Origin of the sequence: Kluyvera huaxiensis (genome assembly GCF_040149365.1) — a bacterium.
Classification (GTDB): domain Bacteria; phylum Pseudomonadota; class Gammaproteobacteria; order Enterobacterales; family Enterobacteriaceae; genus Kluyvera; species Kluyvera intermedia_A.
The window spans coordinates 1-15,625 of sequence record NZ_JBEFLV010000015.1 but is presented as its reverse complement, the minus strand read 5'-3'; the positions used below and the strand labels follow the sequence as shown (position 1 = coordinate 15,625).

Below are 15,625 nucleotides of genomic sequence, written 5' to 3'. Positions count from 1 at the left end.
AAAGGCAAATTTTTAGATACAAACAGCCTTGCCGCTACCAGAGCAGTTAGCCAATGCCAGCTTACGAGCGATAGCCCGGACGTCATCCTGTTGGCTCAACCAGGCCTGCTCAATCACCTGGGCCGCCCAGGAAGGAATATGCGGGGATAAGCGGTAATGAACCCATTTCCCCTGCTTGCTATCCAGCAATAGACCGCTTTCCCGAAGCATCGCCAGATGGCGGGAGATCTTGGGCTGAGACTCATCGAGTGCAGTGCATAAATCACACACACACAGCTCCCCCATCTCACGTAGTAAAAGAACAATACTGAGCCGGGTCTCATCCGAGAGGTTTTTAAAAAGTTGTAGGGAAGTTAACTGCATCGTTCCTCCAGATAATCTCAGGACAGGATACTCTTTGCAGTAAGATGTGCAATGATGAATACGAAAAAACAGATATGAATATCGACTCGCATCGTCATAGATGCAATTTTGACACTGGATATCGTGATAATCCGTGAATGCGTTTACGTGAGCGCAATTAACCCTGGTCCACGATGTGCCAAAAGCGAGTATTGAAAGTCGAAAAAGGAATTCCCTCTTCAGCTAAGCCCTTTTCTCCGCAGTCTGGCTGCTGCTTTTAGCGTCGCCTGTCGTCTCTTTTCAATAAATGGCGCTATTTGTTCCTGTGCCTTTTTTAACTGCTCTTCAGATGCAGTACGGGGTGAGCCACAGGTAAAGGGAGGTGCGGGGTCATATTCCATATGCAGTTGAATATTCTGAGCAATATTGCTCCCATACATTTCGGACACCACGTTGAGCGCAAAATCTATACCTGAAGTCACGCCTGCGCCGGTTATACGGTTACGGTCACGAACGACTCGCTCATTTAACGGCTCCGCACCTAACAAAGCGAGTTGATCCAAAGAAGCCCAGTGCGTAGTGGCTTTATATCCATCCAGAAGTCCTGCTGCGCCCAAAATAAGCGACCCAGTGCATACAGACGTCACCAGCTTTGCTTCTTCACTTTGGCAACGGATAAATGAAAGGACTTCTTCATCCTCCATTAGGTTTATCTGACCAGGCCCGCCGGGGACACAAATTACATCCAGTTGTGGACACGTGTTAAATGTGGTCGTTGGCTGTATTGCCATGCCACGATCGGAAACGACAAGGTCCAGATTTTTCCAGATGAGATGAACCTTTGTGTTTGGTGCCCTGACGAAAACTTCATATGGGCCGGTCAGATCAAGCTGAGTAAGAGATGGAAACAGGAGCAGCCCGATTGATGTGCATCCAGAATCACTCATAGAACCCCCTTTAACTTAAAAAGGTATAATGGCTTTTCCTGCAACAAAGGCAACCCGTTGCTGAAAAAAGGCGCGCGCCGAATGAATATCATGCTTAACCCAGCGGTATTACCGTAGCGTTAAGCGATTTATTACCCGCCCAACGTACTTACTTAAAAAATAAGTAATTACAATTAATAAATTAAATGAAGCCCCATCATTTAACGCAAAAAACGTATATGCATTTGTGCTGACTCTCACCGTTACCCGCAATCGACGTAATAAAAATCCACGCTCATACGTGGATTTTTATATTTGTCAGAATGCAGTTCTTACTGCCGTTTAGCTCTGTTTTGCCTACGTGACATCCGCCGATTTCCCAGATGCCCGGAGCAAACTCCCGACAGTTTATATCTGGATATTCTGTTGTAGAACCGCAACAAACTCCAGTTTGCGCGGCCTGATAAAGCCATATCCGCCCGGCGCTGAAAGTTGCCACAGTGGACGTCCATCAGCCTCACCCACTTTTGCCAGCGTATGGCCCATTTCTTCAAGCAAGAGGGTTAATTCTTCGTCACCAGGCACCAGCAAACCCGCAATCTTAGCATTCCCCATATAGAACCATTCCCCACTACGCTCTTTAAAATAGTGGAACGGACTGCTTTCCTGTTGCACCTTTTCCAGGCGTTTTAAGTAGTTCCGGTACTCATTATCACCGGAAACAAACAGCAAATTATCCAGCGGGCCGTTAATCTCCCTGCGCGCAAAAATAGCGCGTATTAACGTCGAGGGATTACCGCGTGAAGGATTTAAAAAACCTCCCTGCGTCAGCCCTTTTTCACCCGGTTTCATTGATTTATAGAGCGTTTGCGCGTCCTTGAATGTGTAGCTTTCACCAACCTTAAATGCCATTGTCCCTCTCCAGAAAATCACTAATCTAAACAGTAAATAGCGACCAGAAAGAGGGAAACTTTATACCCGTAGACTCTGTTTTCTCATAAGCGGCCATTGAGCCTCGGGATAACCACAAAAACCATGAATTCCACGCAGTGGCTTTGATTTTTAGCATCACATCGTTTTACTGAGTTTATTGCTGTGCTTTAATGTGCTAAACCGTTTTAACTAAGTTTAGCACACAGGGAAATATCAGCATGAATGCAAAAGTATGGGTTCTGGGGGACGCAGTCATTGACCTGCTGCCTGAAAGCGAGGGCCGCTTGCTACAGTGTCCCGGCGGCGCACCGGCTAACGTGGCGGTGGGTGTTGCTCGTCTTGGGGGCAATAGCGGATTTATCGGGCGCGTCGGCGCCGATCCGTTTGGCCGCTTTATGCGCCATACCCTGCAACGAGAACAGGTGGACATCAGCCATATGCATCTCGATGCCCACCACCGCACCTCCACCGTAGTGGTCGACCTTGACGATCAGGGCGAACGGACGTTTACCTTTATGGTGCGCCCTAGTGCCGACCTTTTCTTAACGTCAGAAGATTTACCGGCGTTTGCGGCCAACCAGTGGCTGCACGTCTGCTCCATCGCGCTCAGCGCTGAGCCTAGCCGTAGCGCCACCTTCGCGGCGATGGAGAAGATAAAACTTGCCGGTGGCCGAGTCAGTTTTGATCCCAATATCCGCCCCGACCTCTGGCAGGATCAGGACCTATTAAAAGCGTGCCTCGACCGCGCGTTGCATCTTGCCAGCGTCATAAAACTATCTGAAGAGGAGCTTGTTTTTATCAGCGGCAGTGAAGATTTAGAAAGAGGCATCGCCTGCGTCGCCGAACGCTACCAGCCCGAATTACTGCTCGTCACTCAAGGGAAAGCGGGCGTACTCGCCGCCTTCCAGCAACAGTTTATCCACTTTAAAGCTAAACCCGTCGTCAGCGTAGATACCACCGGTGCGGGCGATGCCTTCGTTGCCGGCCTGCTCGCCAGCCTCGCCGCGCAAGGAATGCCGACAGATGTTGCCTCGTTAGCACCGACCATCGAGCTGGCACAAACCTGCGGCGCATTAGCCACCACCGCCAAAGGCGCAATGACGGCTCTCCCCTACCAGCGCGATCTTAATCGCCAGTTTTAATCCCTTCGGGCCGCTTCGTGCGGCCCACTTTGTCGCCCTCATCACAATTATTAAACCGGTTTAGCAAATTATATTTCAAGATCGTAGTGCGCATGTTTAACATAGCCACTAAACCGGTTTAGCAAAAACACACTTCTTTCAATTTTACTTTTGGGATGCGACCAGCATGTATAAAAAAAGCACACTCGCGGTTCTTATCGCTTTGCTAACCGGCACCGCCTCAGCCCACGCACAAACCGATCTCAGCACTATTGAAGCCCGTCTTATTGCGATGGAGAAACGCCTACAAGATGCTGAAAATAGAGCACAAACGGCAGAAAACCGCGCGGAGTCGGCGGAGCAAAAAGTCCAGCAGCTCACCACCCAGCAGCAAAAAAATCGGGACAATACTCAGGAAGTCGCCCAGCGTACTGCCCGGTTAGAGAAGAAATCTGATGAGAAAAGTGGTTTTGAATTCCACGGCTATGCCCGCTCCGGCCTGTTGATGAACGATGCGGCTTCCAGCAGCAAAAGCGGCCCCTATGTGACGCCAGCCGGGGAAACCGGCGGCGCTATTGGTCGCTTAGGTAATGAAGCCGATACCTACGTCGAGCTGAACCTTGAACATAAACAGACGCTGGACAACGGCGCAACCACCCGCTTCAAAGCCATGTTGGCCGATGGTCAGAAAACCTATAACGACTGGTCCGCAGACTCAAGCGATCTCAATATCCGTCAGGCATTTGCCGAACTCGGCAGCTTGCCAAGCTTCGAGGGGCCGTTTAAAGGCTCCACCCTGTGGGCGGGTAAACGCTTTGACCGTGATAACTTTGATATCCACTGGCTCGATTCCGACGTGCTGTTCCTCGCCGGGACCGGTGGCGGTATTTATGATGTGAAGTGGAACGACAGTATTCGCAGTAACTTCTCTCTTTACGGGCGTAACTTCGGCGATCTTGAAGACATTGATAATAATGTGCAGAACTACATTCTGAGCATGAACCATTTTATCGGCCCAGTGCAGGTGATGGTCAGCGGTCTGCGAGCAAAAGATAATGACGACCGTAAAGACGCCAATGGCGATCTTATCCAGACCGATGCCGCCAATAACGGCGTGCATGCGCTGGTTGGCCTGCATAACGACAGTTTCTACGGCCTGCGTGAAGGCAGCAGCAAAACCGCCCTGCTCTACGGTCACGGTCTGGGTGCGGAAGTTAAAGGTATCGGTTCGGACGGCGCGCTGCTCTCCGATGCCAATACCTGGCGTTTTGCCAGCTACGGCACCACGCCGCTCAGCGAACGCTGGCATATTGCACCGGCTGTACTGGCGCAAAGCAGTAAAGACCGCTACGTCAAAGGCGATAGCTATGAATGGGTCACTTTCAACGTCCGCCTGATTCAGGAACTCACCCAGAATTTCGCACTGGCCTACGAAGGCAGCTACCAATATATGGACCTGCATCCAGAAGGTTATAAAGATCGCAACGCGGTGAACGGCAGTTTCTATAAACTCACGTTCGCCCCGACGTTTAAAGTCGGCGACATTGGCGATTTCTTCAACCGTCCCGAACTGCGCCTGTTCGCGACATGGATGGACTGGAGCAAAAAGCTGGATAATTACGCCAGCAACGATGCCTTCGGCAGCAGCGGCTTCAACGCTGGCGGCGAGTGGAACTTCGGTATTCAGATGGAAACCTGGTTCTGATGGTGAACACCTGAAGCCAGTAATAACCGGGGTGGCGATGCGCGTTTCGTCGCCCCGGACACAATAACAACGCAGAAACTGCACCCCGTAATCACGGGAACATATCTCGCAAATCATGACGTATTCAGAGGGTACTATGGATTTTGAACAAATTTCCCGCTCGCTGCTTCCCCTTTTGGGAGGCAAGGAAAACATCGCCAGCGCCGCACACTGCGCCACGCGTCTGCGTCTGGTCCTCGTAGATGATTCGCTCGCAGACCAGCAGGCTATTGGCAAAATCGAAGGGGTTAAGGGCTGTTTCCGTAACGCCGGGCAGATGCAGATTATATTCGGTACGGGTGTGGTGAATAAAGTCTACGCCGCCTTTATCCAGGTGGCAGGTATCGGCGAATCCAGCAAATCGGAAGCTGCCGATATTGCGGCCCAAAAGCTTAACCCTTTCCAGCGTATCGCTCGCCTGTTGTCGAATATTTTCGTGCCGATTATCCCGGCTATCGTCGCTTCGGGTCTGTTGATGGGCCTGCTGGGAATGGTCAAAACCTACGGCTGGGTGGATTCCAGTAACGCCATTTATATCATTCTGGATATGTGCAGCTCGGCGGCGTTTATTATTCTGCCGATTCTGATTGGCTTCACCGCCGCCCGCGAGTTTGGCGGCAACCCCTATCTCGGCGCAACGCTGGGCGGTATTTTGACCCATCCGGCGCTCACCAACGCCTGGGGCGTGGCCGCAGGTTTCCACAGCATGAACTTCTTCGGCCTTGAGATTGCCATGATTGGCTATCAGGGTACGGTATTCCCGGTGCTGCTGGCGGTGTGGTTTATGAGCATCGTTGAGAAACAGCTGCGCCGCGTGATCCCCGATGCGCTCGATCTGATCCTGACGCCATTCCTGACGGTAATCATCTCCGGCTTTATCGCCCTGCTGATTATCGGTCCCGCTGGCCGTGCTCTCGGCGATGGCATTTCGTTTATCCTGAGTACCCTTATTACTCACGCTGGCTGGTTGGCCGGACTGCTGTTTGGCGGTCTCTATTCCGTGATTGTCATCACCGGGATTCATCACAGCTTCCACGCCATCGAAGCCGGGTTGCTGGGTAATCCATCTATCGGCGTCAACTTCCTGCTGCCGATTTGGGCCATGGCAAACGTCGCCCAGGGCGGCGCATGTCTGGCCGTCTGGTTTAAAACTAAGGATGCGAAAATTAAGGCCATTACCCTGCCATCGGCATTTTCTGCCATGCTGGGGATAACCGAGGCCGCTATTTTTGGTATCAACTTACGTTTCGTGAAACCCTTTATCGCCGCACTTATCGGCGGTGCCGCAGGCGGTGCGTGGGTAGTATCCATGCACGTTTATATGACTGCGGTTGGCCTGACGGCAATCCCGGGTATGGCCATCGTGCAGGCTAGCTCACTGCTAAACTACATTATCGGGATGGTCATCGCCTTTGGCGTCGCCTTTATCGTCTCCCTGGTGCTGAAATACAACACGGACGCTGAATAATGTCACTTCCATCACGCCTGCCTGCAGTTTTGCAGGCCGTTATGCAGGGCCAGCCACGCGCGCTGGCCGATAGCCACTACCCGCACTGGCATCACGCGCCTGTCACCGGGTTGATGAACGATCCTAACGGTTTTGTTGAGTTTGCCGGGCGCTATCATCTGTTTTATCAGTGGAACCCGCTGGCTTGCGATCATAAGTTCAAATGCTGGGGACACTGGAGTTCCGCCGACCTGTTGCACTGGCAGCATGAGCCGCTAGCCCTGATGCCAGATGAAGAGTACGACCGCAACGGCTGCTACTCTGGCAGCGCGGTAGATAACAACGGCACGCTCACTCTGTGCTATACCGGCAACGTCAAATTTGACGATGGCGGGCGAACGGCCTGGCAGTGTCTGGCAACGGAAAATGTCGACGGTACCTTTACCAAGCTCGGCCCAGTCTTGCCGCTACCTGCGGGTTACACCGGGCACGTGCGTGACCCAAAAGTCTGGCAGCATGACGGTCGCTGGTACATGGTGCTGGGTGCGCAGGATCTGCAAAAAAACGGCAAGGTGCTGCTCTTTAGCTCCGCAGATCTTCAGCAATGGACAAGCGAGGGCGAAATCGCCGGTTATGGCATCAACGCCCTGCACGACGCCGGGTATATGTGGGAATGTCCGGACCTGTTTCCCCTTGATGACCAGCACATTTTAATCTGCTGCCCTCAAGGTATCCCTCATGAGGAGCAGCGCTACCTCAACACCTATCCCGCAGTGTGGATGGCCGGTAAGTTTGATTACACCCGCGCGACGTTCAATCATGGGCCACTGCATGAACTTGACGCGGGATTCGAGTTTTACGCCCCGCAAACCATGCAGACCCATGATGGTCGCCGTCTGCTGGTCGGCTGGATGGGCGTCCCGGATGGCGAAGAGATGCATCAGCCAACGCTCGCCCACGGCTGGATCCACCAGATGACCTGCCTGCGTGAGCTGGAATTTATCGACGGCAAGCTCTATCAACGCCCGTTGCGCGAGCTAACCGCACTGCGCGGCGAAGCGCAAGGCTGGCAGGAAACAGCCCTACCGCTTGCGCCAATGGAAATTTTCCTCGAGACAGCCAGTGCCGATGAATTTTCGATTGATTTCGGCGGTGCGTTAATGCTGAAGCACGATGCCAGCGGCATTCGTCTGGCGCGGCGCAGTCTGGTTGGTGATGAAACGCACTATCGCTACTGGCAGGGAGATGTACGTTCGCTGCGGATCTACATCGACAGATCGAGCGTTGAAATATTCATCAATGACGGCGAAGGGGTGATGAGCAGCCGCTACTTCCCGACTTATCCAGGGCAACTGATTTTTAACGGCAGCAAACCGGGCGCATTCTGTTACTGGCCGCTGCGCCCATACATGGTAGAATAAGCGTATTGATTTCAGGCTCATGGCGTAGTGATGAAAACCAAACGCGTTACCATTAAAGATATCGCCGAACTGGCGGGGGTTTCCAAAGCCACCGCCAGCCTGGTGCTGAACGGTCGTGGCAAGGAGCTGCGCGTGGCGCAGGAAACGCGCGATCGCGTGCAGGCGATAGCGCGCGAGCAGCACTACCAACCAAGTATTCACGCCCGCTCTTTGCGCGATAACCGCAGTCATACCATCGGGTTGGTGGTGCCGGAGATAACCAACTACGGTTTTGCCGTCTTCTCCCATGAGCTTGAAATGCTGTGTCGCGAAGCGGGCGTGCAGCTGCTTATCTCCTGTACCGATGAGAACCCCGGTCAGGAGAGCGTGGTGGTTAACAATATGATTGCCCGTCAGGTCGACGGGCTTATCGTCGCGTCCTGCATGCACAACGATGCCGACTACCTGAAACTCAGCGAGCAACTGCCGGTGGTGTTATTTGACCGCTGCCCCAATGAGAGCAACCTTCCGCTGGTGATGACCGACTCTATCACCCCAACGGCCGATCTGATTTCACGTATTGCGCCTTTGCACCGCGATGAATTCTGGTTTTTAGGCGGCCAGCCGCGCTTGTCGCCATCACGTGATCGTCTGGCCGGATTCACCCAGGGTTTGGCTCAGGCGGGCGTTGAACTCCGCCCGGAATGGGTGCTCAACGGCAACTACCATCCCAGCTCCGGCTACGAGATGTTCGCCGCCCTTTGCGCACGCCTTGGCCGTCCGCCAAAGGCGCTGTTTACCGCCGCTTGTGGGCTGTTGGAAGGGGTTCTGCGCTATATGAGCCAGCACAATTTGCTGGATTCAGGGATTCATCTGGCAAGTTTCGACGATCATTATCTCTACGATTCACTGTCACTGCGCATAGACACCGTTGGGCAGGATAACCGCCAGCTGGCCTGGCACTGTTATGACTTGATTAGCCAGCTCATCGACGGCAATACCCCGCAGCCGCTACAGCGCTATCTGCCTGCGAGTCTGCAAATCCGCCATCGCTAATAGACCGCTATTCAACGCCTCTGTGGGCCAGATTCGGGGCGTTAATTCACTCTTTATGACGACAATTGCAACGCGCCCGCCCTCTCACATTTAGCGATTCTCGATAACAAATCGGCAAAAATCGTCTCTCATTGACATCATAAATACGCCATTGTATAAAACCACGCCTCAGTAATGAGTTTCATTAGCATTAGAAAAATCCAGTCTCCTCAATAACTATTTTAATGAAGGCTAGCATTTAATGAAAAAGGTCATCTGCGCGTTAGGTATGGTGTTTGCGTCGGTCAGCTCTGCTCTGGCAACCACTTATCCTCTGACCATGGAAAACTGTGGATATAAAGAGACATTTAGCAAACCGCCTGAACGCGTTGTGGCGCTGGGGCAAAATACCGTTGAGATTTTGCTACTGTTAGGACTGCAAAATCACGTGGTCGCCAGCGCATTTTGGCCAACCAAAGTTCTGCCGCAGCTGGCGGAGCAAAATGCCAAAATCAAATTACTGACGGTAGAAATTCCGACGCTTGAATCTGTCCTCTCGCAAAACCCTGATTTTGTTCCCGCACAACTCCCTCTTTTACTCGGCCCGGAAAGTAAAGTCGCCAAACGTGAAGATCTGGCTACCGTCGGCGTAAACAGCTATTTATCACCGGGTATGTGCGCCACCAAAAAAGCCGCGGGCGATATGTACGGCAGCCGCCAAAAGCTGTGGGACATGACCTATCTGTATAAAGAGATCGCTGATTTCGCCACCATTTTTAATGTCCAGCCTCGTGGCGAAGCGCTGATTGCCGATTTCAAAAAACGCGAGAACGACCTGCGCACGGAATTCAGCAAGAATAAAAAGGATCTCTCTTTCGTCTTTTGGTTCTCCAGCGCATCCCCCTCTTCAGATGCCTACGTAGGGGGTAAAAACAGCGCATCCGGCTTTATTGCCAACGTGCTGGGTGGACATAACGCCATCACCTCTGAGACCGAATGGCCAACGGTCGGCTGGGAAAGCATTATCGCTGCCAATCCTGACGTCATCGTCGTCTCCAGCCTCGACCGTAATCGCTGGGCGCTTGATAATGCCGAAGAAAAAATCAAATTCCTGAAAAGCGATCCTGCCGTTAGCCAACTGGACGCGGTTAAAAAAGGACACATTGTGGTCATGGACGGTCAGGCAATGAACCCGACCATCAGGACTATCTACGGTGCTGAACAGGTTGCCGAACAGCTTAGAAAATTAGGGCTGAACTGATGACGACTGCTGCTCTTTCGTCGCGACAGGGGCTGTTCCTGACCACCTCATGTTTGCTGTCAATCGTGTTGTTATTGCTGGTGATTGCCATTGGCGTTAGCGTGGGCGAATTATCCATCCCGCTGCAAAACGTCTTTTACGCCATCAGTAATCGCATGGGACTGACTGACGTCCCGCTCAACCGCATCTATGAAAGTGTGATTTGGGACTTCCGCCTGAGCCGCGCGCTGGTAGCGGCATGCTGTGGCGCCGGATTAGCAATTTGCGGCGCCGTTTTACAAAGCCTGCTGAAGAATGCGCTGGCCGAACCCTACGTACTCGGGGTATCGGCCGGGGCATCTACGGGGGCGGTATCCGTCGTAGTATTGGGGATAGGTACCGGGGCGGTGTCATTGTCGGCAGGCGCATTTGCCGGGGCATTTGCCGCCTTTGCCTTTGTTGCCTTTCTCACCAACGGCGCGCGGGGCGGTAACGAACGGACGATTCTGGCCGGGGTTGCGGCTTCGCAACTTTTCAACGCTATCACCGCTTACACCATCAGCACCTCCGCCAGCGCGCAGCAGGCACGCGATGTCATGTTCTGGCTACTGGGCAGCTTCAGCGGCGTGCGATGGCCTGAGTTCCAGCTGGTGCTGGTAGTGGTGTTGGCAGGTCTTGCCGTCTGCCTCTACTACTCGCGCGCGCTGGATGCCTTTACCTTTGGGGATGATGCCGCCGCCTCTTTAGGCATTGCCGTGCCGTGGGTACGACTCGCCCTCTTTACCACTACCGCACTCATTACCGCGACTATCGTCAGTATGGCGGGGTCGATTGGGTTTGTTGGGCTGGTAGTGCCTCACGTCATGCGCTTCTTCTTCGGCCCGCTGCATCGCACGTTGCTTATCGCTAGCGCGCTGGCCGGTGCCATCCTGATGGTGCTGGCAGATATCGCTTCGCGGTTACTGATTGCACCGCAAAGTCTTCCGGTTGGCGTGGTAACGGCGCTGGTCGGCGTCCCGTTCTTTGCCATTATTATTTACCGCTCAAGGAATAAGTGATGAGTATCTGCGCTGAAAATATTACCTGGAAGGTCGGTAAAAAAGTCATCGTTAACGGCGTCTCGTTGAACGTTTCTCGCGGTGAAACGGTCGGGCTGCTTGGTCCCAACGGATGCGGTAAATCCTCACTTTTACGTATCCTCGCGGGCCTTCGTCGCCCGGATGCTGGCTGCGTGACTCTGGATGGACAGGACATTTCCCGGATAGCGAAAAAACAGCTCGCCCGGCGGGTGGCCTTCGTGGAACAACACGGTATGACCGATGCCAATATGCGCGTGCGTGACGTGGTCAAACTTGGCCGTATTCCGCACCATTCCGCTTTTTCTAACTGGAGCACCCACGATGACCAAACCGTCACGGCGGCGCTGCAAAGAGTGGATATGCTGGAAAAAAGCGATCAGGGCTGGCTCAGTTTGTCCGGTGGGGAGCGCCAGCGGGTACATATCGCCCGTGCGCTGGCGCAGACACCCACTGAAATTCTGCTTGATGAACCGACCAACCACCTGGATATTCATCACCAGATGCAATTAATGCAGTTGATCAGTGAGTTACCGGTGACTAGCATTGTGGCCATCCACGATCTTAACCATGCAGCGATGTTCTGTGATTCGCTGATTGTGATGCAAAACGGGCGAATTATCGCCACCGGGACGCCGCAGGATATTCTTTCCGAAGAGCTTCTCTGGGAGGTGTTTCGGGTGAAAACCAAAATTGAGATCTCCCGCTTCCATGGCAAAAAGCATATTCACTTTATCGTTTAGCGGCGGGTAATTTTCATGTTCCGCTTTTCTCTGCGCCCTGCAACCACACTCTGGCCACCCGTTTTGCTGGGCAGCCAGTTTGTTTTTAATATTGGCTTCTACGCGGTTGTCCCGTTCCTGGCGATATTTTTACGCGACGATATGCTGCTCTCTGGCGGGCTGATTGGGCTCATTCTCGGGCTGCGCACTTTCTCGCAGCAAGGGATGTTTATCATCGGCGGTGCCCTTTCCGACCGGTATGGTGCCAGAGTCATTATCCTGTGCGGTTGCATCATTCGCGTCGTTGGCTATCTGCTGCTGGCATTCGGCCAATCGCTGTGGCCGATTATCCTCGGGGCGTGCCTCACGGGTATTGGCGGGGCGCTCTTCTCGCCGTCGATCGAAGCGCTGCTGGCTAAAGCCGGGACGCAGAGCGAGGCGAATGGAAAACGCAGTCGTAGCGAGTGGTTTGCGCTCTTCGCCGTTTGCGGTGAACTGGGTGCAGTGCTGGGCCCGGTGGCTGGCGCGCTGCTGACCCATCTTGGCTTTCGCCAGGTTGCGCTGGCCGGGGCTGGGGTCTTCGTCATCGCATTAATGGTGCTGTATTTTTGCCTGCCAAATTCGCAGCACCATACACGGTCGATAAAAATCGTTCCCTGGTGGACGACGTTTCGCCAGCCGCGCTTTGTCGCCTTTATTATCGCCTACAGTTCGTGGCTTTTGAGCTACAACCAGCTGTATCTGGCGCTGCCGGTCGAGATCCAGCGTTCAGGCGGCAGTGAGAAAGATCTCGGCCCTCTGTTTATGCTGGCCTCAGTGTTGATTATCGCTTTTCAGCTTCCGCTGGCGCGGTTGGCACGGCGAGTGGGGGCGGTGAGGATTTTACCGCTCGGCTTTTTGCTGCTTTCTGCAGCTTTTGCCAGCGTGGCTATGTTTGCCGCTTCGCCGCCACCGGTGGGATGGCTGAGGTTACTGCCTGCGGTGTGTCTGGTCACACTGTTGACGCTAGGCCAAATGCTGCTGGTGCCCTCGGCGAAAGATTTAATTCCCGGTTTTGCTGAGGAGTCAACGCTTGGCGCACACTACGGCGCGCTCGCCACCGCCGGGGGGGTTGCCGTGCTGGTGGGTAATCTGCTATTTGGCCCGTTGTTGGATAACGCGCTGACGCCCTCACCGCAGGCCGTTTATCCCTGGCTGCTGCTGGCGGCGTTTCCTCTGTGCAGCGCGATTGCCCTGACGCGTATTTGCCGACTACCGCCAGAACGGCTCAATACCTAAGACTGAGTACCACGCCCATCACTTAGCGGAACGCGGCCAGTGGCTGCCGCTGACGTCCCTGCTCATCAAAATTGCTCGCCGCTAACCAGCGGCGGAGTACGGCGTCGCGATCCGACCATTCATCGTTAATTATCGACAGAATATCGCTGTCGCGCGTGCGTCCTTTACGCACTATTTTATGCCGTAAGCGCCCTTCCCAGCTAAAGCCCAGGCGCTCGGCGGCGCGACGGGAGGCCAGGTTCATCGAATCGCATTTCCATTCCATGCGGCGGTAGCCATTGGCAAAGCCGTTTTTTAGCAGCAGCCAGACGGCCTCGGTACCCAGCGGCGTAGCCTTCATTTTCCGTGACCAGGTGACGTGACCAATTTCCACCGTCCCCATTGATTGGTCGATAGCCATATAGCTGACAATCCCTACGGCACGCTCGGTTTGCAGACAGATAACCGCGTAAGGCACCAGGGCGTCGTCCATCACCTTGCCGGTAAGCCAACGGACAGTGGCGTCGAGGCTCTCTGGCTTTGAGCTAGCAAGCCACGTCCAATCGCTATCATCACCAGAGGCGTAAGCGTCGAATAAATCCCCCGCGTGACGGGCCGCATCCAGCGGTTCCAGCCGACAAAAATGGCCGTTGAGCGCCACTCGCCGGAGCAGCTGCGCCCCTTGCCAATCCGGGACGCGGTCGTTGACCTGCTGACCAAACTCATTGATTTCCGGCACCTGTCTTTCTCCTGTGAATACGCGTTTATGATGGTATGAGGATTCAGTACGCGTAATAACAAAGCATAAAGGCGCTCATGTACGCAATAGTTTCAGGCCCGCAGGCAAATCACAAACGCTTACGGTAGTCGCGGAAATGACCATCATCAGTAATAACACGATAATCGATAATGCTGCCGGCTAACGCGGGAACTGCTAGCGGCACGGTCAATTCGGCAAAAGGAGAGACCATCAGATTATTGATTGGCGGTTGTCCCGCTAGCGTTACCGTCAGGCTCATATGCCACGCCGTGGGGTTGGTTATCTTCATGGCGCCACTCGTGGCGGTAAATTGCAGCGCCTCTTCATCTTGTGGCTGCGGCGCCTGTAACTTCACCGGGCGGATAAAGACTTTTAAGCGTAGACGCAGCGGCAGCGTTAATTTGTCCTGTGGCTGCGCGGCGTCATTGCTCATCGGCGCTATCTGGAAAATATTGAGCCAAATTACGCTCTCTCTGTCATCCGGCAGGCCGTCACGGGAGCTCAACATCAAGCGTAATCCGCGTAGCTCACCGGGTAACATTTTAAATAGTGGGGGCAGTACCACCACCGGCGTGACCACCCGATCCGGCGTCACCTGCGGGTCGCCAAAATCCGTCCACACCTGAAGCAACATTGGCGTGCTGCCATCGTTGGACAAATTGAGCGTTTGCTGTCGCTCTTGCGCCGCAAAAATCACCCGCGTACTGTCCACATTGACTGCGGCGACGCTGTGCATCGCCGCCAGCCAGAGCAGGCCACAGAAGGTATTACTGAAAACTGACCACCACCTGGAGCTGCGCATTGACTGTCCCCGCCGTAATCGTTTGGCCACTGATTGCCTCAAGCGACGCCGTAAAGTCGCCCCGGTAACTATTTGTCATCCCTGAGCTGGCCAGAGAAGTGAGATCTTTAAACGCATACCAACCGCGCAAATTACCGCCCCCGGTACTACCCCGGTTGGGCAACAGGTTCACTATTCCACCCTTGCTATTGTAAATACGGATCCCGACGCCCGACGCCACGCCGGGGCTACCATAACGGCTATCAAGTAGCCATGTCAGCCCCCCGCCGCTGGTGACTAAACCCAGCTGCTGCGCGCTGTTGACCGCCGTCGGTTGGTTGACTAAAAAACCCATCGCGACGTTGGCCGATGAGGTGGTCGAGGCATTGGTGGATGACACCGCCCCTGACTCACATTCGATACTGACGGAAAAAGGTGCCTGACTGCTCATGCCCGCTTTCAACTCGGTGCTACTCGCCGTGGGCAGCAAAACCGTTGAAGGATAATCCTGTACCTGGCATAACGCGCCGCGCACATAGGTGACTTTGCCGTAAGTGTTCCATCCACCGGGCCAGTTATGATGCCAGCCATAATAATTACTGGCGCTATCCGCACCGACCATCAGGTTATTGCTATCTAATCCCGGGCCTTTAAACGCAATATATCCGCGAGGTTGACTATAGGCATCTTTGGTAATGACTCCAACTTACTGATAGTGTTTTATGTTCAGATAATGCCCGATGACCTTGTCATGCAGCTCCACCGATTTTGAGAACGACAGTGACTTCCGTCCCAGCCTTGCCAGATGTTGTCTCAGATTCAGGTTATGTCGCTCAATGCG

General features: G+C 53.8%; 15 protein-coding genes and 1 pseudogene. 9 read left to right on the top strand and 7 right to left on the bottom strand.

The features are described 5' to 3' along the window. Nucleotides 1-12: 12 nt before the first annotated feature. The 3 genes from arsR to ABOC97_RS15665 all read right to left on the bottom strand — a co-directional run bounded on the left by arsR (nucleotide 13) and on the right by ABOC97_RS15665 (nucleotide 2,180). Complete coding sequence (gene arsR / locus ABOC97_RS15675; RefSeq protein ID WP_349599452.1) at nucleotides 13-363, bottom strand: As(III)-sensing metalloregulatory transcriptional repressor ArsR; 351 nt, start codon at nucleotides 361-363, stop codon at nucleotides 13-15. A gap of 218 nt (nucleotides 364-581) precedes the next feature. Then, a complete protein-coding gene (locus ABOC97_RS15670; protein ID WP_349599449.1) occupies nucleotides 582-1,289 on the bottom strand; it encodes a DJ-1/PfpI family protein in 708 nt (235 codons plus the stop codon). 387 nt (nucleotides 1,290-1,676) lie between these two features. Next, nucleotides 1,677-2,180, bottom strand: coding sequence for a hypothetical protein (locus ABOC97_RS15665; protein WP_349599446.1), 504 nt, complete (start codon nucleotides 2,178-2,180; stop codon nucleotides 1,677-1,679). A 239-nt stretch (nucleotides 2,181-2,419) separates the two neighbouring features. Between ABOC97_RS15665 and ABOC97_RS15660 the strand changes: the two genes are divergently transcribed. From ABOC97_RS15660 to ABOC97_RS15620, 9 genes are all read left to right on the top strand, one after another. Continuing rightward, on the top strand, nucleotides 2,420-3,343 hold the full coding sequence (locus tag ABOC97_RS15660) for an aminoimidazole riboside kinase (protein WP_349599444.1): 924 nt from the start codon (nucleotides 2,420-2,422) through the stop codon (nucleotides 3,341-3,343). Nucleotides 3,344-3,509: 166 nt separating this feature from the next. Next, on the top strand, nucleotides 3,510-5,027 hold the full coding sequence (locus tag ABOC97_RS15655) for a carbohydrate porin (protein ID WP_349599442.1): 1,518 nt from the start codon (nucleotides 3,510-3,512) through the stop codon (nucleotides 5,025-5,027). A 136-nt stretch (nucleotides 5,028-5,163) separates the two neighbouring features. After that, nucleotides 5,164-6,534, top strand: coding sequence for a sucrose-specific PTS transporter subunit IIBC (locus ABOC97_RS15650; RefSeq protein ID WP_349599439.1), 1,371 nt, complete (start codon nucleotides 5,164-5,166; stop codon nucleotides 6,532-6,534). Then, nucleotides 6,534-7,934, top strand: coding sequence for a sucrose-6-phosphate hydrolase (locus ABOC97_RS15645; protein WP_349599436.1), 1,401 nt, complete (start codon nucleotides 6,534-6,536; stop codon nucleotides 7,932-7,934). The genes ABOC97_RS15650 and ABOC97_RS15645 overlap by 1 nt, the downstream gene beginning before the upstream one ends. Before the next feature lie 30 nt (nucleotides 7,935-7,964). Next, nucleotides 7,965-8,969: a LacI family DNA-binding transcriptional regulator gene (locus ABOC97_RS15640; RefSeq protein ID WP_349599433.1), complete on the top strand. Its 1,005-nt coding sequence runs from the start codon at nucleotides 7,965-7,967 to the stop codon at nucleotides 8,967-8,969. A 241-nt stretch (nucleotides 8,970-9,210) separates the two neighbouring features. Beyond that, complete coding sequence (eitA, locus tag ABOC97_RS15635) at nucleotides 9,211-10,209, top strand: siderophore ABC transporter substrate-binding protein EitA (protein WP_349599430.1); 999 nt, start codon at nucleotides 9,211-9,213, stop codon at nucleotides 10,207-10,209. Beyond that, the gene (locus ABOC97_RS15630; protein ID WP_349599427.1) at nucleotides 10,209-11,246 is read left to right on the top strand and encodes a FecCD family ABC transporter permease; all 1,038 of its coding nucleotides are present in this window, start codon (nucleotides 10,209-10,211) and stop codon (nucleotides 11,244-11,246) included. Before eitA ends, ABOC97_RS15630 begins: the two co-directional genes overlap by 1 nt. Beyond that, nucleotides 11,246-12,007, top strand: coding sequence for a siderophore ABC transporter ATP-binding protein EitC (eitC, locus tag ABOC97_RS15625; protein ID WP_349599424.1), 762 nt, complete (start codon nucleotides 11,246-11,248; stop codon nucleotides 12,005-12,007). The genes ABOC97_RS15630 and eitC overlap by 1 nt, the downstream gene beginning before the upstream one ends. Before the next feature lie 15 nt (nucleotides 12,008-12,022). After that, the gene (locus tag ABOC97_RS15620) at nucleotides 12,023-13,264 is read left to right on the top strand and encodes an MDR family MFS transporter (RefSeq protein WP_349599422.1); all 1,242 of its coding nucleotides are present in this window, start codon (nucleotides 12,023-12,025) and stop codon (nucleotides 13,262-13,264) included. Nucleotides 13,265-13,286: 22 nt separating this feature from the next. Here the strand turns inward: ABOC97_RS15620 and ABOC97_RS15615 are convergent, their stop codons facing one another. The 4 genes and pseudogenes from ABOC97_RS15615 to ABOC97_RS15600 all read right to left on the bottom strand — a co-directional run. Then, nucleotides 13,287-13,982, bottom strand: coding sequence for a GNAT family N-acetyltransferase (locus ABOC97_RS15615; protein ID WP_349599419.1), 696 nt, complete (start codon nucleotides 13,980-13,982; stop codon nucleotides 13,287-13,289). 109 nt (nucleotides 13,983-14,091) lie between these two features. Then, nucleotides 14,092-14,805: a fimbrial assembly chaperone gene (locus ABOC97_RS15610; RefSeq protein ID WP_349599416.1), complete on the bottom strand. Its 714-nt coding sequence runs from the start codon at nucleotides 14,803-14,805 to the stop codon at nucleotides 14,092-14,094. Further along, nucleotides 14,771-15,475: pseudogene (gene stbD, locus ABOC97_RS15605) on the bottom strand (fimbrial usher protein StbD); the annotation flags it as partial. The pseudogene stbD and the gene ABOC97_RS15610, both read right to left, overlap by 35 nt. Before the next feature lie 15 nt (nucleotides 15,476-15,490). Then, on the bottom strand, nucleotides 15,491-15,625 hold a 135-nt coding region (locus ABOC97_RS15600; protein ID WP_000306011.1), incomplete at its 5' end, for an IS1 family transposase.